Raw genomic sequence first — 21,372 nt, forward strand, 5'->3', positions numbered from 1 at the left:
AGATTCTGATAGAGAAGAATATTTTGAACAACACTTATATTAAAGATATACATAGTATATACTAACACTTGAATGAATACTTAAGGCTCCTTATTAAATAAATTCGAGTGGATTTAGGACTTTGTCCCTTATGTTTTTATAATAATAGCTCTTGAAAATATAAAGAACTTGAAATAACTTTGCTATTTTAAGTTCTTTATATTTGTCATAAATCTATTTTTTTATGGCTATTAAAAATACACTTATTGTACTTATTATTTTTACTTGTTTACAATCATTTTCTCAAAATTATAACGAAACTATAGACGTTTTTAAGAAGAGAACTGCAAAAGGAGGAGACAATACTTTAAAGGAATTAAATATTAGGCTTAATTCTGCTAAAACTAATGAGGAAAGATTATTAATCCATAGTCTAATATCGGTTACTAGTATATTTGCAAAAAAGTATGAAGAAGTAAAAAAAAACTTAATATTAGGAGAACAATATTTATCTGATGATAAGGATAATATTGAATATGCAGTTTATCTATATGCTCTAGCGAGATATTGTTCGATTATAGAAAAACCTGATTTATCAATACAATATTTTGTTAAAGCATTACCAATTTTTAAAAAAAATAAAAGATGGGATTTTGCTTCAGAAGTAGCTGTTAATATAGCTTTTAGTAAGCCCATTCAGGAAGAAAAATATTATTTAGAAGCTTTAGATATATCAAAAAAGTCTAAAGATACAAGTTATATTATGTATGCGCAAAATGCTTATGCAACGCATATTAATGAAGAATATCAGCGGAATAAAGAAAAATACACTCTAATTCAGGTTCTTAGTAACTATGATAATCTCATGACATATATTAAAGATGATACTAGAATAGATAATAAGTTTAATTTGGCTAGTGCTTACATCAACTATGGATTTGCATTATTTAAATTTTCACCAAGGAATGAAAAAATACATTATTACTTAGACAAAGGGTATGAAGTTGCAAAAAAATATAATTTGCCTTCAATGTTTACAAATTATTATGGAATTAAATCCGATATTCTTTTGAATGAAGGAAAAATAAAAGAGGCAAAAAAACTTTATAGCGATGGTTTGTCATACGCCAAATCTATGGATTTTGGAGCAAAAGAATTGCAACTAGAATTTTATAATAGTTTGAAAAATATTTCAGAAATTGAAAAAGATTGGAAATCGTATTATGAATATGATAATGAATATAAAAAGTTATCTAAAATTGTATTTGACGAGAAAATCGTAAATAACACACAAAATATTTTAGCAATAGAAGAAATTAAAAATAAAAAAGAAGAAATAGCATTATTAAATAAAACTAATAATTTTAAATTAATAATAATTTCTATTTCTATTATTCTTGTTTTACTTCTTTGTTATATCATCTTACTACAAAAAAAGGCAACAATAATTAAAGAGAAAATAGTTCATGAAAGAGAGATTAATAATTTAAAAGAAAAAGAAAAAATAAGAAAAGATTTAATGTCAACTATTTTACAAATAGAAAGGAAAAATCAAGTTTTAAGTGAACTTAAACAAGAATTAAAAAATAAAATTGAAATTACAGATAAAAATATTTATAAAATAATTGAAAAAGGATTTATAATTGATGAAGATTTTGAAAAATTCAGAGCAAATTTTGAATCCATTTATCCTGAGTACTTTAGAAAATTACAATTAAGAGCTGATGGTAAACTAACCCAATTAGATTTAAGATATTTAGCTTTTTTTTTAATGAAAATATCAAATAAAGATATAGCTAAACAAATGAATGTAGATACAAAAAGCATAAGAATGTCAAAATATAGATTAAAACAAAAAATAAAACTTTCTAAAAATGATGATTTAGATTTATTTATTGATAACCTATATAAAATGTAATAATTTTAATATCAATTATTTTTTGTAGACTATTTGTAGACGTTATTTTTTTAAATTGTAGATAGTTTATAGACATTAAAAAAGTATTTTTCATGATAATCAATAATAATTTTGTTGAAAACTAATTAACAAACATTTAAAAAACAAAATCATGAAAAAAAATCTTTTTACATTAGGAGTATTCTTCTTTATTGTTTATTCTTCAGTAGCTCAACAATGGCATAATGGTTCAAATGGAAGTATATATACCTATTCAGCTGTAGGTGTGGGAACAATGGATAATCAATGGCCATTAAGAGTGCATTCCAATACAGCTGCAGTAATTCCAATTACAGGAAATGCTCCAGGTATTATCTTTAATAATAGTTCAACAACAGATCTTTTCACATTAATGTATAGTGCTGCAATAGGATTGGCAACACAAAATTCAAACTACTTTCCTAGTGCAATACCTGGAGATTTTAACATTAGAGGAGGTATAGGTGGAGATGTTTTATTTGGAACATTAGGAAATAGTAATAATTCTATAGAAAGAATGAGAATTAAACAAGACGGTAATATTAATATTAATAATTCTTTAAGTGTTGGTAATTCTATTTCAAGTCCTACTGTAAATGCCTCAATAAAATTAACAACTCCATTAATTAATAGTGCCTCTATTGTTAATACTTCTTCTATAACAAGCCCAACTATTAATAGTACTAATTTAAATATATCTAATGGATTAAAAATTGGGAATAAAGCTATTCCTGTTGGTTATTTGTTATCTGTTGATGGTAAAGCTATCTGTACAGAATTAAAAGTAAAAGCTTCAAATGCTTGGCCAGATTATGTTTTTGAAGATACTTACGCTTTACGTTCTATTAATGAGTTAGAAATTTTTGTTAAAGAAAATAATCATTTACCTAATATTCCTTCTGCAAAAGAGATTGAAGAAGATGGAATAGAAGTTGGAGATATGAGCTCAAGGTTGTTAGAAAAAATTGAAGAGTTAACATTATATATGATTGCTATTAATAAGGAAAACATAGTATTGAGAAAAGAATTAGATGCTTTAAAGGAAAAGTACAATCAATAATATAAAAAGTGATACAATGAGTAATTTTTTTAATTTACATTTAAACCTCAATATGAAGTTTAAATATTTATCGTTGTGCCTATTTTTGATTATCTTTTCGAATAATACAGCACAGAATTGTCCTCCACAAAGTGTAGTAGCAACTAAAATTGTTTCTTCAGGTGAAAATTTAACATATCAAGCTTCACAAACAGTAAATGTTGCTCAAGGCACTAATACTTTTACTATTTTAAATGGTGGAAAAGCCACTTTTAAAGCAGGTACAGAAATTACTTTTTATGATGGTTTTGATGCTTTCCAAGGAAGCGAATTAAATACTTCATTAGAAATTTGTTCTATTGTGAATCCTTTAATTCCAAATGATCCATTATTTGGTTTGCAATGGGGGCATAGAAATCTAGGGAACGTACCAGCATATAATAACCAAGGAGTAACAGGTATTGTAGGAATGGACTCTAAGGTTTTAGAAGCTTGGACAATAACCCAAGGTAGTAATAACATTATTGTTGCTGTGGTTGATTCTGGTTTGGATCTCTTGCATCCTGATATTGATATTAATAGAATTTATGAACCTTACAATGTAATAAATGACAGTAATGATATTGCAGATATTTATGGTCATGGTACAGCTGTTACTGGAATAATTGGTGCTAAATCAAATAATGGTATAGGTATAGCTGGAATAGATCAAAATTGTAGGATTATGCCAATTAAAATTTCTGATGATTCAATTTTACAAGTGAATTTAGCTAAAGGAATTAACAAAGCTGTTGAAAAAGGGGCTAGAATTATTAATTTAAGTTTAGGTAGTGAATTGCCAAGTAGTCCTGAAGTTCAAAATGCAATAGCTAATGCAATAAATAATAATGTTATAATTATTGCTGCATCTGGAAATAAAGATACTACTGTGGTAGATTATCCGTCAAGATATAAAGAAGTAATATCTGTAGGCTCTGCTAACCCTAGCGGTCTAAGAAAAGTTAAAGTTTCTAGAAATCAACCAGGAAATCATGATAAAGACTATAGAACAGTAGTTGGTATATCTTTGGATTTTGATAAATATGGATGGGGAAGTAATTCGGGAGGAAATTTAGATATTTTGGCTCCTGGATGTTTAATCCCAACTACCGATGTTACAGGTCAAGATAAAGGATTGTCAAGATTTATAGGACTACTATCAAATAATGTAGAACAAATCCCATTATATAATTCAGTGGATAATGGTAATTACGTAAAAGATATCTTAGGAACATCTTTTGCTTCACCATTTGCTACAGGAGTAGCATCATTAATGCTTGCAGTAAATCCTAACTTGAAACCTTATGATGTAGATTATATATTAAAACAATCAGCAACAGATACTAAGGATGGCTATAAATTGATAAATGCTTATGAAGCAGTAAAAGAAGCTCAAAATTATATTTCTAATCTAGCTATTGTAGATTGGGCAGTATGGATTGAAGCACCTCAATTTGTGATGAGTAATTTGCCTCCAGAGATAAATATTGTAGTGAAAAATAATGGAACTACAGTATTACCTGCAACAAACTTAACCTATGAAATTAAAAGAATTGATAATAGTATAAATTCTAGTAATTCAATACAAGTAGGTAGTTTAGACATTAATGAGCAAAGGTCTTTTAAAATTACATTACCATCAATTCAAAATACTAATGCAAATTGTTCTTATAATTTAATTGATTCCATAAAAGTTAAATTAAATAATACAATTAAAATTAACGAATATAGCTTATTAAATAATACTTTTAGTGCAGTAAGTAGCTATCTGCCTGATTTAGAAGTAAATAACCTAGTAGTAAATAACACAAATGGAGTGAAAACTATAAGTTATGCGATTAAAAATATTGGTAATTCTAGAGTCACTTCTCCTAGTCTTCCTTTTTCTACAAGGATATCTGGAATATATAAATCTGATGATAATGTGTTAGATTCTTCAGATGAGTTTGTTGAGAACGATAATATATTTTATAGTTTATGTAAAGATGCTTCAACAAGTACATTTTTCCATAACATTTCACAAGTAAATAAACCCTATATTATAATTAAAGCAGATCCTTTTAATGAGATTCTTGAATCAAATGAAAACAACAATATTGTAGTAGTTCCAATAAATACAACAATCTCTAATGATGGTCCAATAGACTTACCCATTGATCCAATTCCAATTGATCCAATCTCAATAGAAATAATGCGTAATTCAAATAGTAATAAGGAGAATGAAGTTGCTTCTTTTGAAATTTTTCCTAACCCTGCTAAAGATTATTTTTCTATTTCATATGATTCTAATACATATAAGAAAGTTAAAGTTATGGATGTGTTAGGAAACATAAAATTTGAAAAAGAATTAGATAATACAAATCAAATAAATATTGAGAGTAGTTCTTTTAGTAGCGGTGTTTATTTGATACAACTTATCGATATTAATAATAGTATAAGTATCAAAAAACTCATTAAACATTAAAGAGAAATTCAAATTGAACGTTAAAATATTAATTCTCCACCTTATTATATTTTAATGAGACATGACGAAGAAAATCTGAATACAACTAGTTGGATACATACCAAATATTGAAAATTCAAAAGATAAATTTTAAAATCCCAATCAAAAGATTGGGATTTCTTTTTAATCAGTATCTTCTAAAGTGAAAATCTCTTCTACGGGTTTTTCAAAATAGCGTGACAGTTTTAATGCAAGAACGGTTGAAGGAACATATTTTCCTTTTTCCATAGCATTAATGGTTTGTCGGCTTACTTCAATTTTTTTGGATAGTTCTTCTTGAGAAATATTCTTGATAGCTCGTAAAACTCTTAAATTATTCGTCATCTTTACTGGCCTTATTAAGTTTATAAATCATATAGTGAAAACGAATACTAAAGAATAATAGTAAAGTAAATGTATTGTAAAAAAGAACATTTAAAAATGTAATTCCATATATAAAAGTGGTGAAAAATAGAATTAATCCATAATTAACATAAGTAGACCAAACCAAACTTTCATAACGGATTTTTGAAATATATTCATCTTCGTTTTTTAGTTTTGAAAAACAAATTAATAATCCACCAATTATTAAAGTATAGCTTAAAATTTCGTCAACAATACTATTTTCTATTATTTGAAAAAAGCGATTATTGCTTTCTTGAAATAGTTCATCAGTATAGATGGCAAATACTTTTGTTTTAAAATACTCATCAATATTCCAATCGTTTATAGTTATTAAAATTGTAAACATAAAACTTGGAACAAATAAAATCCAACCTATTTTTTTTAATTGGTTTGGAAATAAAAAAGGTGTTTTCATAATGCATCCATTAAAATTATTTTCAAATGTAAAGTTTATTTTACATTATGACAAATAAAATTAACAAAAAGATTAATTTGTTTTACTTTCATTCCACTATTTTCTCAATATAATCAGAATTTAAAAGATATAAAGCACCCATATATTGCAGTTTAAAAGTAACTACATCGCCTACTTTGTATTTCTTTTTGGAATTGCTAATATCAATAACTGTCATGTCTGAGCTAGAATCGATTATGAGAATACTTTCATCATCCGGATTTAAGTATTGGGGTTGCATATCCAATAAGCCAAAATCTAAAATAGCTCGTAATGAAGTATCACTTAAATCTACATCTTCATTTATTTCATAAATATTTCCTGCCACATTTTCGCCCAATTCACCAATAGGATTACTAAATTTCTCAGTAATTTCTATAATTTCTGCATACAATTTAAAAACATCATTATGTAAACCTACAATAGTATCATTGGTAAATAAATCTTTCCCAAAAAATAAAGCTTCTCCTATTCTAAAATGATTCACAGCCATAGGACGTGCATTTTTAAGCATTAAAGGAACAGCTACAGAAGTTCCTCCTGAAACCCAAGGTATTTTTACATTAAATTTAGCTTCAATAAGTTGTTTGTATAAACTTAATTGGATTAATTTATCTTGTGTAGGCATTACACCACTCAAACAATTTAAATTAGTTCCAATGCCAGTAATTTCAATATGAGGCAAACTAAAGACTTGCTCGTAAAAGCTTAACAATTCTTCTCCTAAAACACCTTCACGCAAATCGCCCATTTCTATCATAATGATAATTCCATGTACTTTATTTTGTCGTTTGGCTTCTTCAGAAAGCATTTGAATGGTGTAAATTTCAGTATTAAAACTTACATCAGCATATTTAACTATTTCTTCAATATTTCGTTTAGAAGGTGGTTTAATATAAACGGTTTGAATAGTTGGATTTAGTTTTTTAATTTTTTTTAGATTACTAATTCTAGAATCATGCATTTCGGTAACACCAAGTGCAATAATTTCTTTTAAATAAATAGTATTTCCACAAAGCAATTTGGTAACAACACCCCATTCTATATTTCGTTCTTTAAACAAAGTATTTAAGAACTTATAGTTCTCTTGTAATTTTTGACGGTATAATTTTATAAATGCCATTATTCTGTTATTTTTCTAGGAATTGTCTTAGATATACGTGTTAATAATTCATAGTTTAATTGGTTACTATAATCACTAAAAGAAGCTACAGAAATTGATAAATTTTTTTGTGTTCCAATGAGTGTTACTACATCACCTTTTTTTACATGTTCAATATCAGAAACATCAATAGTTAACATATTCATATTTACGGTTCCAATGACTATACAGCGTTGTCCATTTACTAAAACACGACCCTGATTGCTTAAAGAACGGCTATAACCATGAGAATACCCTAATGGAACTGTTGCAATTTTCATGTGATCTTTTGCCATGAAGCTAGTTCCATAACCAATAAATTCTCCCGATTTCACACGTTTTACACTCATGACTTCGCTTTTCCAAGAGATTACACGTTGTAAAGGGTCATTTTTTGTTTTTTTTGCATTTAGGTAAGTTACAAAAACTTCTGGACTAGGCCATAATCCATATTGCAAAATTCCTATACGAACTAAATCCATTCGAGTTTCTGGATACATCATTGAAGCTGCAGAACATGCCGAATGTTTTAATTCGGGTTGAATTCCATGAGATTTCATGATAGTTTCTGCCTTATTAAAGAGTTCAATTTGTTTAGATACTCTATAATAATTTGAAATGCTTTCAGCACCTGCATAATGAGTGCAAAGTCCTTTAAAATGAATGTTTTCTTTTTCTTTGATGAGGTATTGAGCTACTTTAGAGATGGTTTTTATTTCAAAACCAGTTCTATTCATGCCTGTTTCTATCTCAAGATGAATAATTGCTTTTTGTTGTAATTTTTTAGCCATTTTTGTCGCTTTTGCTAATCGATAACGTTCAAAAACAAAAAATTCGATATTGTTTTTAATTACCCATTGGATATCATCATCTGCTACAAATCCCATAATCATAATGGTTACACTGTTTTTTAAAGTGTCGTAGACAATTTTCGCTTCTTCCACATCAAAAACAGAAAAGTGAGTTATTCCATTATGGTAAGCCATTTTAACAAATTCGACTAAACCATGACCGTAAGCGTTTCCTTTTACAACAGAAGAAAGTATTACTTTTTTTCCATAGGTTTTCTTTAAAAATTCAATATTCTTTTTATGAGCACTTTGATTAATTTCAATAACTGAGTTTTTATGCATTTAAAATTTCTTTAGCAATTTGGTAAAATAAAGTGATTCCTGTATCTATAATCTCATCAGGAAAATCATAATCAGGATTATGCAAAGCAGAAGTTTTCTCTCCAGAACCTAAGCCTAACATAGCACCTTTATATTTTTGGGTAAACAAACCAAAATCTTCTCCAAAAGTAAAAGGAAGCTCTTTTTCTAGAATATTTAAATTGTTAGAAGTAGCTGCTTTTCTAATGTAATTGACTGCTTCAATATTATTTTCATTTGCTTGAAAACTTTGGGTCCAACCCATTTTGATTTTCAAATTGAATTTAGAAGCAATTTCTTTTCCATTTTCTTCCAAATTTGACTCAATGATTCTCATTTGTACATTACTATTGCTTCTTATGGTAAAATGTGCTTCTCCATAACCTGCAGAAACTCCATAGGCTTTTTCACCCATATTAATATGTATAGGAGTAATAAGACAATAGGTTTCTGAAGTTATATCATTATTTATTTTGGAGTTGAATAATGTAATAATTTCGGCTATAGCCAAAGCTGGATTTATACCGTTTTCAGGTTCGCCTGCATGAGAAGTTTTTCCTTCTAATTGAATAATCATACTATTAACTGCACAGGTAAAGGTATTTTCTTTAACGATGATTTGATGTTTTGGATAACTAGGAAGATTATGTAATGCAAAAGCAAAATCTGGATTAATTTCTTTAAATTTAAAATCATTTAAAACTCTTTTGGCTCCATTTCCGTCTTCTTCTGAAGGTTGAAACAAAAGAAAGACAGTTCCTTTTTCTAAAGGATTTTGATCTATTTTTTTGGCTAAACCACAAAGTATTGCCATGTGACCGTCGTGTCCGCATTTATGAGAAACACCATCAAATTTTGATTTATAATCAAATGAATTAGTTTCTTGAATGGCTAATGCATCTAATTCACATCTAAATAAAATTGACTTTCCAGTTTCTTTTCCTTTATAAATGGCTAAAACACCTTGACCACCAATATTTTTAATCACTTGATTAGGTTTATATTTGGAAAGAAAATCTAAAATACGTTGAGCTGTCTTAGATTCGTTACCAGAAACTTCAGGATTCTGATGTAAAAATTTTCGTAACTGAATTAGTTCTTCCAAAACGTATTATTTCGTTAAACGCATTTCCAAATATTTGTTGGTAAAGCCTAATTTTTCATATAGTATTTTTGCTGGATTATCAGGCTCAACATGTAAAGCAATGTCGCCTTTTACTGTTTCAATTGCTTTTAGCATGAGTTTTTTACCAAATCCTTTTCCTCTTTGACTATTGTCAACAGCAATGTAAACTAAAATATTTTCAGGAATAAAACCTCCCATTCCTGTATTGTTTAATATCACCACACCTACAATTTTTTCATTGTCTAAGCCTACAATTATAGTTCCTCCTTTATTAGGATTCATCGCATAATCAATACATTTTAGGATGTCTTCTGTTTTGTCACCATATTGTTCTAAGTGAGTAAATAAGAAGTTAGCAATTATTTGGTGAGAATATGTTTTGTCTTCTCCAGTTTGTGGAGTTATGATTTTAAATTCCATTGTTTCTTTTTTTATAGTGATAATTGGATAATATAATGAATGTTATTAAAGATACACTAATTCCAAAAATATTAGCGTCTAAATGTTCTGGTAATGAATAATTTAACGGTAATTTATTATTTGATAATATTAATCCTATAGTTGTTGAACCTCCTAAGAGCATACTCCAAAAAGCGGCAATAGGATTGCTTTTTTTCCAAAATAAAGCTCCTAAAACAGGCACAAATAGTCCTGAAACCATAAAAGCGTAGGAGTAGAGCATTAGTTCCAATACATTTTGCATTTGGGAAGCCAAAAGAATAGCAAAAACTCCAACTGAAAGAGTAACGATTTGAGAAATCTGTAACATTTTCTTTTCGGAAAATTCTTTTTTTGAGAACTTCGAAATAATATCGGTTACAATATTTCCTGAAGCAGCCATCAAACAACTATCAGCTGTGGAAAGGATTGCAGAAAAATAGGAAGACAACATTAATCCCATTAAACCAATGGGTAGAATAGTACTTAATAAAATAGGTAATCCCATTTCGCTGTCCATTGAAGCTGCATCAGTAATGCCATCAAACATGCCTTGTGTAGCAGCTACTTTGGCTAACATTCCTAAGATTACGCCCATAAAAGCCATTATTGGCCATTCGAATAAACCTGCAATAAACCAAGCTTTTTTAGCTTCTTTTTCATCTTTACAAGCATATATACGTTGGTACAAAGTCATTCCAATAAACCAAATAGGAATAATGGTTACTGACCAATTTAGAAGTTGATGCCAAGAAACATTCGTTAACGATAAATATTCTGGAGCTAAAGTAGCTTTAATAACCTCATAACCACCAACCGCATTGTAAGCAATAGGAATTCCTATAAGAACTAATCCAGCAATTAAAATAATCCATTGTATAGTATCTGTATAAATTACTGCTTTTAAACCACCTATTGCTGTGTAAACTACAGCTATAACACCCATAATAATTAACGCCCATTGCAAATCTAAACCTTCAATGGTTGCCGAGGCTAATTTGGCTCCAGCCAAAACTTGTGAACTCGTAAAACCTATATATCCAATGGCAGATATTATTCCAGCAAGTAAGGCTACTCGTGCACTATAAAAATGATTGAAAATTTGCGGGAAAGTGAAGAATTTATGTTGGTGTCCTAATTTACTTACTTTAGGTATTAGAAAAACAGCACTTAACCAAGCACCAATTAAACCAGTAAAAAGCATCCAAGAACCAGAAAGTCCCATGGTGAAGCCCAATCCACCTAAACCAATGGAAAAACCACCACCTACATCAGTCGCAACAACTGATAAACCAATGTGCCAACTACTCATATTTCGTCCGCTAACGTAAAAATCTTCTGAAGAGGTGTTTTTTTTGTAAAAATAATAGCCTACACCTAGCATGGCTAGCATGTAAACCACAAAGATTAAATAATCTATCGTGTGCATTATATTCTTTTTTCAAATTATGTACTACCTGTAATGGAATTTTTCCAAAGGCTTGATGTAGCGAACTACAAATCGAATGATTAAAATGAAAGATTACTTATTAAGAATCTTAATAGATGTTTATTATGCTAATAAACAAAATCACGAAATGCAAAGATAAGAAAAAGGATTTAAAATGCCTAATTTGGGGTTTTCGGTTGTGTGTTGTGAGTTGTAGGTTTTGAGTTATAAGTTGTGTGGTTATCTCTGTTTTTAGGTTTTTGGGATTTGCCAAAATTATTCTTATAAATGGAGTGTAGTTAATTAATGAGCAATGATAGACTATAATCTATTTTTGAGCAAACTTTATATTTTTTATAATCAAGATTAACAACCAGTGTAACAAAGTTGCGGATGTTAAACTATATCTTTATATTTGTATTATAAGTTGTGAACAAGTGATTTAATGGGGGATTGAAACAAATTTAGTGTATTGAAATTCACATTATCTTTGTAATGTTAGACCCTTCTTGTGGATGTGGTGGTTTGTTGATTGGTTTATTGCAAATCCTCCTTCTTAGTGCTTGGAAATTCCTTTATTAATGATGTGCTTTTGTCTTATTATTTAATTAAGGTAAAATAAAAAATAATATTGTGATTTCAAAGATTATTTTAACCATTGAACGATTAAATAATTTCAAATTAAATATCATATAAAAATCTTATTAAATTTGTTGTAATAAATCGAGTAGAAAAGGGTTATAATTTTTTGTTAAAACATTGCGAACAAGTGATAAAACAAGAACAATTCGAATAAATAGATTTGTAGTTGTTGTTAAAAACTTGCTGTAATTGTGAATAAGTTTGACTTTCATTAACCAAATTAAATCCCAAACTTTGTATTATATAAAAAAGGCTAAAATGCATTTAGCAAAATAGCCTTGTTTTTTTGATGGTAACATTTATTTTTAGCAAGTCGGATAAAATAAATGATGTTCTTAATTTTATTGTGTTGTTATAGATAGCTGGTACCTTTCTATACAACTTAACTAATAATTACTTAAAACCGTAACTGAATTAATACAATGATACATTCTCAGAGTAATAACGATGATACAATAGAGTATATCTTCAGAAGATATATTACTATTAAAGGTAAAAGGTATTATAGAGCAAACGGTGGTTGCTTTAAAATACCAATAAAAAAGAAATAACAGAGTTATTTCAGATACCTAATTTTCAGTTTGTCTTAGATTAATTTTTAATCTGTTGATTTAAGAACCTTAACACCCATCCGACTACGGGTGTTTTTTTTATATATTTTTGTTATTTAATTATTATTTCTGTCACAAATATATGTTGTATTTTGATACTATAAAAATTATTTTTAAAAATAATTTTGTATTTAATTTAAATTATTTTTTTTTCGGTTAGGAATTATAAAATTTTATTTTGAAAATGACAACTATTGAAATCCTTCTTTCAGCACCAATTATTATCTTAGTTTTTATTCTCCTTTTAAAGATGAAAGATACTGCCAAATATTCTAACTATAATGATTCATGTAATTAATACTTAATTGAACATTAATAAATAATTAGATATCAAAAACTTTTCTATATTTGTACTTATATAGGCTAATTTTTAAAAGTATAAGCCATGTAAGATTTTGATTAAGTTTGTTCCTAAGTTGTTACTGTCGGTTTATAAATAATTACCCGTAGTGCATTTAGGCAATATTGATTTTTAAATTATTAATATTTCTATATTACCCTTTTGTTTATAGTCTGGATTATAGTTAGGGTTGTTATTTTAGTTAGTATTTTATTGCAATAAGTTCAGGAACTAATTTAGTAGTCTCTGATAAATTTCGAATGATTGTATCTATCTCTTTAAGTATTTCAGAATATGTCATAATTGTAAATTCACCAGAGCTATATTTTTTTTTATAAAATTCACTTCCTAGTCCTATTTGGCTAATAGTGTAACGTTTGTCTACTTTATCGTTTTTAGTCAATTCTAATAGGGAAGAAATGGAAATACTTTTTTCTTTTGAAGATAATTCTATTTGTAAATTGATTCCTGAGCCCCAAGTTACTTTTCTTACTTTATTTTTTAAGGTGTCACTTTCTTCTATAAGTAAAAGAAATTTATAATTTAAAATTATGTTTTTATTTTTATTATTCTCTAAAAATAATTTACCATTAACGTTATTTATTAAATGGTCTGAGACTAAAAAAACTTTATTCTTGTTTTCAAAATCTTCTATGTTTTTTAATTCTCCAGTAGTTGGGATTGTGTTTATTATATCTAAAGCAAGTTTAGCATCTATAATTTCAAAATTTTCATCACTTATGTTTAGATTTAAAAAGTAATTTTTGCATAAATCAGATAAATTATGGATCTTTTTTTCTGTAGCTGCTGTTTTAATTGTATTTTCTAAATCGATGAGTAAAGATTCCATTTCAGAATGCATATTATTAATGTCAACTCTTATAAGTTCATTTTCTTTACTAAACGCATCCAATTCTTTTATTCTTTCCTGAATATCTTCATTTAATTGTTTATTTTCTCTTTTTAGTTGCTCGTTAATTTTTTTCAATTCTTCACAAGATTGAGAATAACTAGATATAGAAACAAAAAGTAGGATTATGTAATAGAATTTCATGTTTCAAAGATTTTTTTATGGATTATTCTCAAAGATATTTTGAAAATGTAAGAGTTACAATGTTTTTTTATAATAGAATTCTTTTTTTAATATATTTGTACTTATATAAGCCAATTTTTAAAAGTACAAGCCATGTTAGTAAAAGTATTCGGAAGTGCCGTTTTCGGTGTGGAAGCGACGACCATTACCGTTGAGGTAAATATTGATAAAGGAATAGGCTACCACTTGGTAGGATTACCTGATTCCGCGATTAAAGAAAGCAGTTATCGTATTGCTGCAGCACTCAAAAACAACAATTATTCGTTACCGGGAAAGAAAATTACGATAAATATGGCTCCAGCCGATTTGCGTAAGGAAGGTTCTGCCTATGATTTAACGCTGGCTGTAGGTATTCTTGCTGCCTCTGCTCAAATTAAAACCGACAAGATAACCGATTATATTATTATGGGTGAACTATCACTTGATGGTGGTTTGCAACCTATAAAAGGAGCTTTGTCAATTGCCATAAAAGCAAAAGAAGAAGGTTTTAAAGGGGTTATTTTACCCATTCAAAATGTAAAAGAAGCTGCTGTTGTTGATGGACTAGATGTTTATGGCGTTGAAAACGTATTGCAAGTCATTGATTTTTTTGATGGGAAAGAAGGTTTAGAGCCAACTATAATTGATTGTCAGGAAGAATTTAATAAAAACTTAGAGTTCCCAGAATTTGATTTTTCCGATGTAAAAGGGCAGGAGAGTATTAAACGTTGTATGGAAATTGCAGCAGCTGGTGGTCATAATATAATTTTAATTGGTCCACCAGGTTCAGGAAAAACGATGTTGGCAAAACGATTACCTAGTATTTTGCCACCTATGACGATGCAAGAAGCTTTGGAAACGACAAAAATACATTCAGTAGCTGGGAAAGTAAAAGAAACGGGATTATTAACACAAAGGCCATTTCGTTCTCCCCATCACTCTGCTAGTTCGGTTTCACTAGTTGGAGGAGGAAGTTATCCACAACCTGGTGAAATTTCATTAGCCCATAATGGTGTTTTGTTTTTAGATGAATTACCTGAATTTAAACGTGAAGTTTTAGAAGTAATGCGTCAGCCTTTAGAAGATAGAGAAGTAACGATTTCACGAGCTAAATTTACAATTACTTATCCTTCTTCTTTTATGCTTGTAGCAAGTATGAATCCTAGTCCAGGCGGTTATTTTAACGATCCAAATGCACCTGTTTCAAGTTCGCCTATGGAAATGCAACGTTATTTAAGTAAAATTTCTGGACCATTATTGGATCGAATTGATATTCACATTGAAGTAACACCAGTTCCGTTTGAAAAATTATCGGATACACGAAAAGCGGAGAGTAGTGCTGAAATAAGAAAAAGAGTTAACCAAGCAAGGCAAATTCAATCAAATCGTTTTGAAAATTTTAAAAATATACATTATAACGCACAATTAAGTAGTAAACTAATTAGAGAGTATTGCGTACTTGATGATAATTCGTTGCAATTATTGAAAACAGCTATGGAGCGTTTAAATTTGTCCGCTAGAGCGTATGATAGAATTTTAAAAGTATCTAGAACAATAGCCGATTTAGAAGCAGCTCATGATATTCAATCCCATCATATTGCAGAAGCGATTCAGTATAGAAGTTTGGATCGCGAGGGTTGGTTGGGTTAATATTAATAAAACCCAATTTGTTTTTTGTATTATAAAGTGTTTTATGCGGTTTGACGATGATGTCTTCTGTGATAAAAATCCATTACTGTGATATTTACATCTTTTAGCTCAGGAGTTAGAATACTTTTTATGCCTTTGTAGTTGTTGGTTAATTCTAAACCGCAGCATTTGCATTGATATTCTCTAATATGTTCTGTTATGTTCTTAGTTGTCACTAACTTATGACCAAACATTCTACATATTAATTTTTTAGTGAAGAAATTGCTTTTTAGTAGTATATTCATAATCAGCATTTTAGTTTGTTTTGCTAATGTACTAAAAAAATCGATAAAAGCAATATAAATCCGTTATAATGTAAAATGTTTTTTTAATATTTTTTAATTTTATGTTAAAATAATATTTTTGAAGTGTTATTATATCACGTAACTGGGGCTTTTGCATGATAATAGAAAAAATATTTTTTATTAGTTTTTTTATTTTTTACAGCTATTTTTTTTAAAATTTTTAGATGAATTAGAAGAAAAAATCAAATTTGTTACTTTTATTTTTGATATTTAGACCAATATGGAGTTCCGTAACTGCAAAAAATTTCTTCACCTTGTTTTATTTTTTTAGTTGCTATGATGCAAATTTTTTTATTTTCGTCTAAAGAAATAATGGCATTGTTCTTAAAGTTGGAAGAAGTAATTCCTTTTGCATCATTAGCATATTTAGCAAAGCATTCGGTATGCATACTATCTAGAATGCCTCCTTCAATTCGGTTTATGAAATATTGATCTTGATTAGCGGCTTTTCGTTTTTCAACTTCTGAGGGTGAGAGTATTTCTCCTTCAAAATAGGATATAATTTCCTCTTCATAAATGGTAATAGCTGTGAATAGACCTTTTCCTGCATTAGGTAATTGAGAGGTTTGTATGTATAAGTAATCAGATTCTGATGCTTCTATATTGTTTGTAGTATTTGACATTCGTAGTTTTGATTTGACAGTTTGTTTTATTTCACTTTTTAGACTATTTCTTATTTCGTTGAATTATTAAAATAATTGTATATTCCAATTGCTGATACAATTGTCCAACAAGCTTCAAGTATAATGAATGGCAAATAGTTTAATAATGTAGAAGCCAAACAAGCTAAGCCAGCTCCTATAAAATTCATAAGCAGATAGACAATACTTTCTTTTTTTAATATGTTTCTAAGATTAAGAAAGTAGGCAATTAATAAAATAGTTACACCAATAAATCCAATCCAATCGGTTTGTGTCATTTTTTTTAGTATTATAGAATAAACTAATAATGTTTATTTAATCAAGTTATAAAATGGTAATTTTTTCATTAGTATTATTAAAATTACAAATCTAAGTTGTAATATTTTAGAAATCTTTAGAAAAAATATTTTTAATTCCAATTAAATATTTATAAAGTTTAGTTATTCTAAATATTTTGAGATAATAAAAAGCGACTTTGATTAAAACCGAAATCGCTTTTTGCATTGATAGGTAAATAGGGATTAATTTTCAATAGGTTTGTTTGTGCTTATTGCTATTCGGTTCCAAGCATTTATTGTTATGATAGCCATTATTATTTGTGAAAGATAATTTTGGTCGAAAACGGTAAGCGCTTTTTCATAGGTTTCTGTTGTGAGCCCTTTTTTATGAATTAAGGTGATTTCTTCTGTTATTTCTAAAAGGGTTCTTTCTTCTTTAGTAAATAAGTTGGTTTCTCTCCATGCATTTAGTAAGAAAATACGTTGTGGAGTTTCTCCATTTTCTATAGCTTCTTTTGTATGCATGTCGATACAAAATGCGCAGCCATTTATTTGAGAGGCTCTTATTTTAATAAGCTCTTTATGCGTTTTTTTTAAATCGCTTTGTTGCAAATACTTTTCTAGAGCAAACATTGCTTTATATGAGTTTGGCTCTACAAGGTCTAGTTGAATTCTGCTTTCCATTTTACTATTGTTTTAAATTAATAGTACAAAGGTCGGTTGTAAAAAAACTAAAATACTTAAGCTAGTTTAAGAACGTCTTTTATTTCTAATTTCACTTAAATATTCTGGAGTAAAACCTAAAAATGAAGCAATTAAATATTGTGGAACACGTTGTACAAATTCAGGGTGATTTTCACAAAGATGATCGTAGAATTCTTCTTTCGTAAAGTCATAAAGATATTTGATTCTCATTTGAGATGCTGCATAAGCACGTTGATAAATAAATCTAAAATAACGTTCTATTTTTGGAAATTCTGTTAGTAGTTTTTCTTGAGAATGTTTGTCAATAACTAAAATTTCAGAATCTTCAACAGCTTGAATATAAAAAGCTGTAGGTGTTTCACGTTCGTATGAAATAGTATCAGTCATCCACCAATTTTCAATAGCAAATTCAGTAGTTTGTTCTATGCCTTTGTTATTTATAAAAAACATTCTTAAGCAACCATTTAGTACAAAGAAATTAGTTTTGCAAATTTGTCCTTCTTTAAGCAAGTTTTCTTTCTTTCGAACTTTAACTATTTTAAAAAATGGTAAAATTGAAGCAAATTCTATTTCATTTATTTTAATAAAATTTTCTAAATGGTTATAAAATGCTTGTGACATCGTTTTTTTTAAATGTTTTTATTATAGTTAAATTATAAAAAGATATTGATTATCATTTATAATTTAACTATTCACAAAATTGACCGCTTTTCAATAATTATTTTATACAAAGCGTTAGACTTAGTTGTTTTTTTTCATTTCAAGTTCTTTGATTCTATTCTTATGGTAATCATTACCACTTAATTCAAAAGCTTTGGTTATATATTTAATTGCATTGGAAAAGTCTCCTTGTGCTTCATAATAATCGGTCATTGAATCATAGGCATTGGCACTTTTTGGGTAATATTCAATAGCACTTTCAAAATATATTTTAGCCTTTTCAGGTTGTTGCATATCCATATTCATATAACCTGACATATTCAAAAGATCTTCTGGATAAGGAGGTTGTGCATATCCAAAATGATTTTTGAGTTTCTTTTCTCTGTGTTTTATTATACTGTAAAGTTCTTCTTTTGAGGTGTCAAACGAGTTAATTTTGTGAGTATTTTCCATTTGATACCATTTGAAGGTTGAGATTAATCCATCCATAATAGAAGGAAAAGGAATAGTACCATGTATATCTTGAGGATAAAATTTCCATTCAAAAGCCAATTCGTTTTCTTTACTATGCTCTATCATATTTGAAAAAGAAATGTTTGACCTTGCAAATAATGTATAATCTGACGTGTCTTGCATTACATTTTCAATAGTTATCTGTTGGTTTTGCATATGTAATTGGCCGTTTAAAGACATAAACAAGGATTTTCCTTTATAATTCTGATTTGAGAGTTTTTCTCTTTCATCAATTATTAATTTTTGGTTGTCCCAATCAAGACTTGGGTCGATGGCTAAATAGTTTGAAAATAATTCGGGATGATTAATTAGTGTGTAAATAGTAAATAAACCTCCGTAGGAATGACCAATTAGAGTTCTATAATTGGTTACAGGATATTTCTTTTCTATGAAAGGAATTAGTTCAGTTTTAATAAATTCACTAAAATTAGATGCTTCTCCGTTTTCTTCATTAAAAGGCATTCCATATTTGTCTTTTATTTTTGAAGTGGTTAAATCTCGTGTTCTATTTGTAGAATTAGAAATACCTACAAGTATCATTTCTGGTGTAAATCCACCACTATAATAATCTTGCACATTAGTAACAGTAGGAAGTAATATTTCTCCATCTAAAATAAAGACTACAGGATATTTTAAATTTTTATCAGGATTAAAATTATTAGGCAATTGAATATAAATTTTTCTAAATTCTTTTAAAGTTTGAGAATAAAGACTATCTGCGACACCTATTTTTTGTAAAAATTTTTGATTTTTTTGGGCATTTCCAAACTGTTGAAAGAAAATAACGAATCCAATTGTTAGTATTATTCTTAATCTGTTTTTCATTTTATTATTTTTAATCATTCTTATTCTGTGTGATATAATTAATACTAATAACGGTTTTGATTATGAATAATTGTGAGGTTTGGCATGAACTTTCTATATGAATTATTTTAATTCTAATGTTTTCGCAGTAGATTGTTGTATTAATTCTTTTTCTTCTGTTCTAAATAATACCTGAAAAAACGGCTAAACTATTTTTATTTCCAAGAGTTAATTGATAAACATTATTATTTTTTTCCTTTTTAGGTATTACCTAATAAAAAATTGTTTTGAAAAATCCCTTTTGATAATCATTTTTTTCATTAAGATTATAAACAAAACACTTCAATAGCATGGTATTTAAACAAATTTTAATATTCAGAATTTCGTTTTTTTTAGCCTAATTTATATTTCGAATTGTAATTTTTAATTTTTGGTGAAATGTTTGATAACGTTCTGGTATTACATCGGGTTTGCCAAATCTTCCCAAATACAAAACCAACTTTCTATTAAGCCTATTACATACATCCGTTGTATTAGCTATTAGCAGTAGGTTTTATTATCAGTACACTATGCTTGTTCAAGCACTTTTTCGATAATGTTTAATCGTCTAATGTATTCGTCTTTATATTCCCAATTGTTATGAAGTCTTGCCCAAATCCTTTGTCTATTAATCGCAACCTGAACATAATATTTATAATCTACTTCAATAGTACCCTCGTCTACTAATTGTCCAAGAGCTGTTGCTATTATCGAAGTATCAAGGGCATAAATATATTGTTTGTCATCAAAATTATTGTCAATTATTTTTTGCCTTATAAGTTCTTCGTCAACAATACTTTCTTCATTATAATCATCATAATTATCTATTTCTCCTACTGAATTTATTACCCAAGCAATACAATAGCCAACCTCAATTTCAGAATTTTCTTTTCTCCAACGTCTAAATTCACACAACGCTTCGTGTCCTTCGTCAGAACCAAATGGTGATAATTCATCATTATTAGTCCAAAAAAAATCATCTTTTAATAGTTTGATGGCATTTGGGTGTGCTTTACTTTTGTCAATTCCAAAATAACTTGCATCCTCTTTTGTCATATAATTTGTCTTTTTTGTTTAATTCTTGGTAGTCAATTATGGTCAGCTAAACTTACCACTAACTTTTATATTAACTCACTTTTTCTCATTTTATTGAGCATGTCTATATAAATCATGTTATCCAAATATATAGAAAATAATTTTTCAAATCATTTGTGGCAAAATAATTTCAATAGTTTAATTTGCTACAAGAATAAAATTGTTATAAAGAAGGAAAATATTTCACTACAATATCTATTTCACCAATAATTCTTTCAAACTTTTAATCAAAAATTGTGCATTTTTGATTTTGTTTGTTACTAGATTAAGTGTGTACTTAAAGTTGGTTGTAAAATGAGTTTTGTTGAATAGGTTTCTATGAATATGGTTTAGTGTACAATTTACATGTGTTTTTTAGT

Annotated in this window: 19 protein-coding genes; 4 read left to right on the plus strand and 15 right to left on the minus strand. The window is 28.1% G+C overall.

Annotated elements, in window-relative coordinates:
- The first annotated feature begins 223 nt into the window (after positions 1-223).
- The 3 genes from ACULEV_RS04620 to ACULEV_RS04630 all read left to right on the plus strand — a co-directional run bounded on the left by ACULEV_RS04620 (position 224) and on the right by ACULEV_RS04630 (position 5,457).
- Positions 224-1,897, plus strand: a complete 1,674-nt coding sequence (locus ACULEV_RS04620) for a hypothetical protein (protein ID WP_445457498.1) — start codon at positions 224-226, stop codon at positions 1,895-1,897.
- A gap of 151 nt (positions 1,898-2,048) precedes the next feature.
- Positions 2,049-2,975 carry a hypothetical protein gene (locus ACULEV_RS04625; RefSeq protein ID WP_445457499.1) on the plus strand — a complete coding sequence of 309 codons (927 nt, stop codon included), beginning with the start codon at positions 2,049-2,051 and terminating at the stop codon, positions 2,973-2,975.
- Between the two features lie 16 nt (positions 2,976-2,991).
- Entirely contained in the window at positions 2,992-5,457 is a 2,466-nt protein-coding gene (locus ACULEV_RS04630) for a S8 family serine peptidase (protein ID WP_445457500.1), read from the plus strand.
- Positions 5,458-5,619: 162 nt separating this feature from the next.
- Here the strand turns inward: ACULEV_RS04630 and ACULEV_RS04635 are convergent, their stop codons facing one another.
- From ACULEV_RS04635 to ACULEV_RS04670, 8 genes are all read right to left on the minus strand, one after another.
- Positions 5,620-5,820 carry a helix-turn-helix transcriptional regulator gene (locus ACULEV_RS04635; protein ID WP_445457501.1) on the minus strand — a complete coding sequence of 67 codons (201 nt, stop codon included), beginning with the start codon at positions 5,818-5,820 and terminating at the stop codon, positions 5,620-5,622.
- Positions 5,810-6,295 carry a hypothetical protein gene (locus tag ACULEV_RS04640; RefSeq protein WP_445457502.1) on the minus strand — a complete coding sequence of 162 codons (486 nt, stop codon included), beginning with the start codon at positions 6,293-6,295 and terminating at the stop codon, positions 5,810-5,812. Before ACULEV_RS04640 ends, ACULEV_RS04635 begins: the two co-directional genes overlap by 11 nt.
- Positions 6,296-6,383: 88 nt before the next feature.
- Positions 6,384-7,457 (minus strand): alanine/ornithine racemase family PLP-dependent enzyme, encoded by a 1,074-nt coding sequence (locus tag ACULEV_RS04645; protein ID WP_445457503.1) that lies wholly within the window; start codon positions 7,455-7,457, stop codon positions 6,384-6,386.
- The gene (alr, locus tag ACULEV_RS04650; RefSeq protein WP_445457504.1) at positions 7,457-8,608 is read right to left on the minus strand and encodes an alanine racemase; all 1,152 of its coding nucleotides are present in this window, start codon (positions 8,606-8,608) and stop codon (positions 7,457-7,459) included. Before alr ends, ACULEV_RS04645 begins: the two co-directional genes overlap by 1 nt.
- Entirely contained in the window at positions 8,601-9,731 is a 1,131-nt protein-coding gene (locus ACULEV_RS04655) for an amidohydrolase (protein ID WP_445457505.1), read from the minus strand. The genes alr and ACULEV_RS04655 overlap by 8 nt, the downstream gene beginning before the upstream one ends.
- A gap of 6 nt (positions 9,732-9,737) precedes the next feature.
- Entirely contained in the window at positions 9,738-10,172 is a 435-nt protein-coding gene (locus tag ACULEV_RS04660; RefSeq protein ID WP_445457506.1) for a GNAT family N-acetyltransferase, read from the minus strand.
- The gene (locus tag ACULEV_RS04665) at positions 10,162-11,619 is read right to left on the minus strand and encodes a sodium:solute symporter family protein (RefSeq protein WP_445457507.1); all 1,458 of its coding nucleotides are present in this window, start codon (positions 11,617-11,619) and stop codon (positions 10,162-10,164) included. Before ACULEV_RS04665 ends, ACULEV_RS04660 begins: the two co-directional genes overlap by 11 nt.
- Positions 11,620-13,414: 1,795 nt before the next feature.
- Positions 13,415-14,266 carry a hypothetical protein gene (locus ACULEV_RS04670; protein ID WP_445457508.1) on the minus strand — a complete coding sequence of 284 codons (852 nt, stop codon included), beginning with the start codon at positions 14,264-14,266 and terminating at the stop codon, positions 13,415-13,417.
- Positions 14,267-14,398: 132 nt separating this feature from the next.
- Between ACULEV_RS04670 and ACULEV_RS04675 the strand changes: the two genes are divergently transcribed.
- Positions 14,399-15,934, plus strand: a complete 1,536-nt coding sequence (locus ACULEV_RS04675) for a YifB family Mg chelatase-like AAA ATPase (protein ID WP_445457509.1) — start codon at positions 14,399-14,401, stop codon at positions 15,932-15,934.
- A gap of 41 nt (positions 15,935-15,975) precedes the next feature.
- Here the strand turns inward: ACULEV_RS04675 and ACULEV_RS04680 are convergent, their stop codons facing one another.
- From ACULEV_RS04680 to ACULEV_RS04710, 7 genes are all read right to left on the minus strand, one after another.
- A complete protein-coding gene (locus ACULEV_RS04680; protein WP_445457510.1) occupies positions 15,976-16,218 on the minus strand; it encodes a DUF1660 family phage protein in 243 nt (80 codons plus the stop codon).
- A 257-nt stretch (positions 16,219-16,475) separates the two neighbouring features.
- Positions 16,476-16,901 carry an SET domain-containing protein-lysine N-methyltransferase gene (locus ACULEV_RS04685; protein ID WP_445457511.1) on the minus strand — a complete coding sequence of 142 codons (426 nt, stop codon included), beginning with the start codon at positions 16,899-16,901 and terminating at the stop codon, positions 16,476-16,478.
- 50 nt (positions 16,902-16,951) lie between these two features.
- Positions 16,952-17,197 (minus strand): CBU_0592 family membrane protein, encoded by a 246-nt coding sequence (locus tag ACULEV_RS04690; RefSeq protein WP_445457512.1) that lies wholly within the window; start codon positions 17,195-17,197, stop codon positions 16,952-16,954.
- Positions 17,198-17,440: 243 nt separating this feature from the next.
- A complete protein-coding gene (locus ACULEV_RS04695; RefSeq protein WP_445457513.1) occupies positions 17,441-17,881 on the minus strand; it encodes a carboxymuconolactone decarboxylase family protein in 441 nt (146 codons plus the stop codon).
- Positions 17,882-17,947: 66 nt separating this feature from the next.
- Positions 17,948-18,523, minus strand: coding sequence for a Crp/Fnr family transcriptional regulator (locus ACULEV_RS04700; RefSeq protein WP_445457514.1), 576 nt, complete (start codon positions 18,521-18,523; stop codon positions 17,948-17,950).
- Positions 18,524-18,643: 120 nt separating this feature from the next.
- Entirely contained in the window at positions 18,644-19,900 is a 1,257-nt protein-coding gene (locus ACULEV_RS04705; protein WP_445457515.1) for an alpha/beta hydrolase-fold protein, read from the minus strand.
- A gap of 546 nt (positions 19,901-20,446) precedes the next feature.
- The gene (locus tag ACULEV_RS04710) at positions 20,447-20,974 is read right to left on the minus strand and encodes a hypothetical protein (RefSeq protein ID WP_445457516.1); all 528 of its coding nucleotides are present in this window, start codon (positions 20,972-20,974) and stop codon (positions 20,447-20,449) included.
- Between the last annotated feature and the right edge of the window lie 398 nt (positions 20,975-21,372).

It is taken from the genome of Flavobacterium sp. HNIBRBA15423 (genome assembly GCF_052655965.1).

What these genes read in the sequence shown, in the direction of transcription:
- ACULEV_RS04710 (WP_445457516.1), bottom strand. Translation starts at nt 20,974, where the DNA reads ATGACAAAAGAGGATGCAAGTTATTTTGGAATTGACAAAAGTAAAGCA.
- ACULEV_RS04685 (WP_445457511.1), bottom strand. Translation starts at nt 16,901, where the DNA reads ATGTCAAATACTACAAACAATATAGAAGCATCAGAATCTGATTACTTA.
- ACULEV_RS04690 (WP_445457512.1), bottom strand. Translation starts at nt 17,197, where the DNA reads ATGACACAAACCGATTGGATTGGATTTATTGGTGTAACTATTTTATTA.
- ACULEV_RS04635 (WP_445457501.1), bottom strand. Translation starts at nt 5,820, where the DNA reads ATGACGAATAATTTAAGAGTTTTACGAGCTATCAAGAATATTTCTCAA.
- ACULEV_RS04680 (WP_445457510.1), bottom strand. Translation starts at nt 16,218, where the DNA reads ATGAATATACTACTAAAAAGCAATTTCTTCACTAAAAAATTAATATGT.
- ACULEV_RS04705 (WP_445457515.1), bottom strand. Translation starts at nt 19,900, where the DNA reads ATGAAAAACAGATTAAGAATAATACTAACAATTGGATTCGTTATTTTC.
- alr (WP_445457504.1), bottom strand. Translation starts at nt 8,608, where the DNA reads ATGCATAAAAACTCAGTTATTGAAATTAATCAAAGTGCTCATAAAAAG.
- ACULEV_RS04640 (WP_445457502.1), bottom strand. Translation starts at nt 6,295, where the DNA reads ATGAAAACACCTTTTTTATTTCCAAACCAATTAAAAAAAATAGGTTGG.
- ACULEV_RS04625 (WP_445457499.1), top strand. Translation starts at nt 2,049, where the DNA reads ATGAAAAAAAATCTTTTTACATTAGGAGTATTCTTCTTTATTGTTTAT.
- ACULEV_RS04675 (WP_445457509.1), top strand. Translation starts at nt 14,399, where the DNA reads ATGTTAGTAAAAGTATTCGGAAGTGCCGTTTTCGGTGTGGAAGCGACG.
- ACULEV_RS04660 (WP_445457506.1), bottom strand. Translation starts at nt 10,172, where the DNA reads ATGGAATTTAAAATCATAACTCCACAAACTGGAGAAGACAAAACATAT.
- ACULEV_RS04665 (WP_445457507.1), bottom strand. Translation starts at nt 11,619, where the DNA reads ATGCACACGATAGATTATTTAATCTTTGTGGTTTACATGCTAGCCATG.
- ACULEV_RS04630 (WP_445457500.1), top strand. Translation starts at nt 2,992, where the DNA reads ATGAGTAATTTTTTTAATTTACATTTAAACCTCAATATGAAGTTTAAA.
- ACULEV_RS04700 (WP_445457514.1), bottom strand. Translation starts at nt 18,523, where the DNA reads ATGTCACAAGCATTTTATAACCATTTAGAAAATTTTATTAAAATAAAT.
- ACULEV_RS04620 (WP_445457498.1), top strand. Translation starts at nt 224, where the DNA reads ATGGCTATTAAAAATACACTTATTGTACTTATTATTTTTACTTGTTTA.
- ACULEV_RS04645 (WP_445457503.1), bottom strand. Translation starts at nt 7,457, where the DNA reads ATGGCATTTATAAAATTATACCGTCAAAAATTACAAGAGAACTATAAG.
- ACULEV_RS04695 (WP_445457513.1), bottom strand. Translation starts at nt 17,881, where the DNA reads ATGGAAAGCAGAATTCAACTAGACCTTGTAGAGCCAAACTCATATAAA.
- ACULEV_RS04670 (WP_445457508.1), bottom strand. Translation starts at nt 14,266, where the DNA reads ATGAAATTCTATTACATAATCCTACTTTTTGTTTCTATATCTAGTTAT.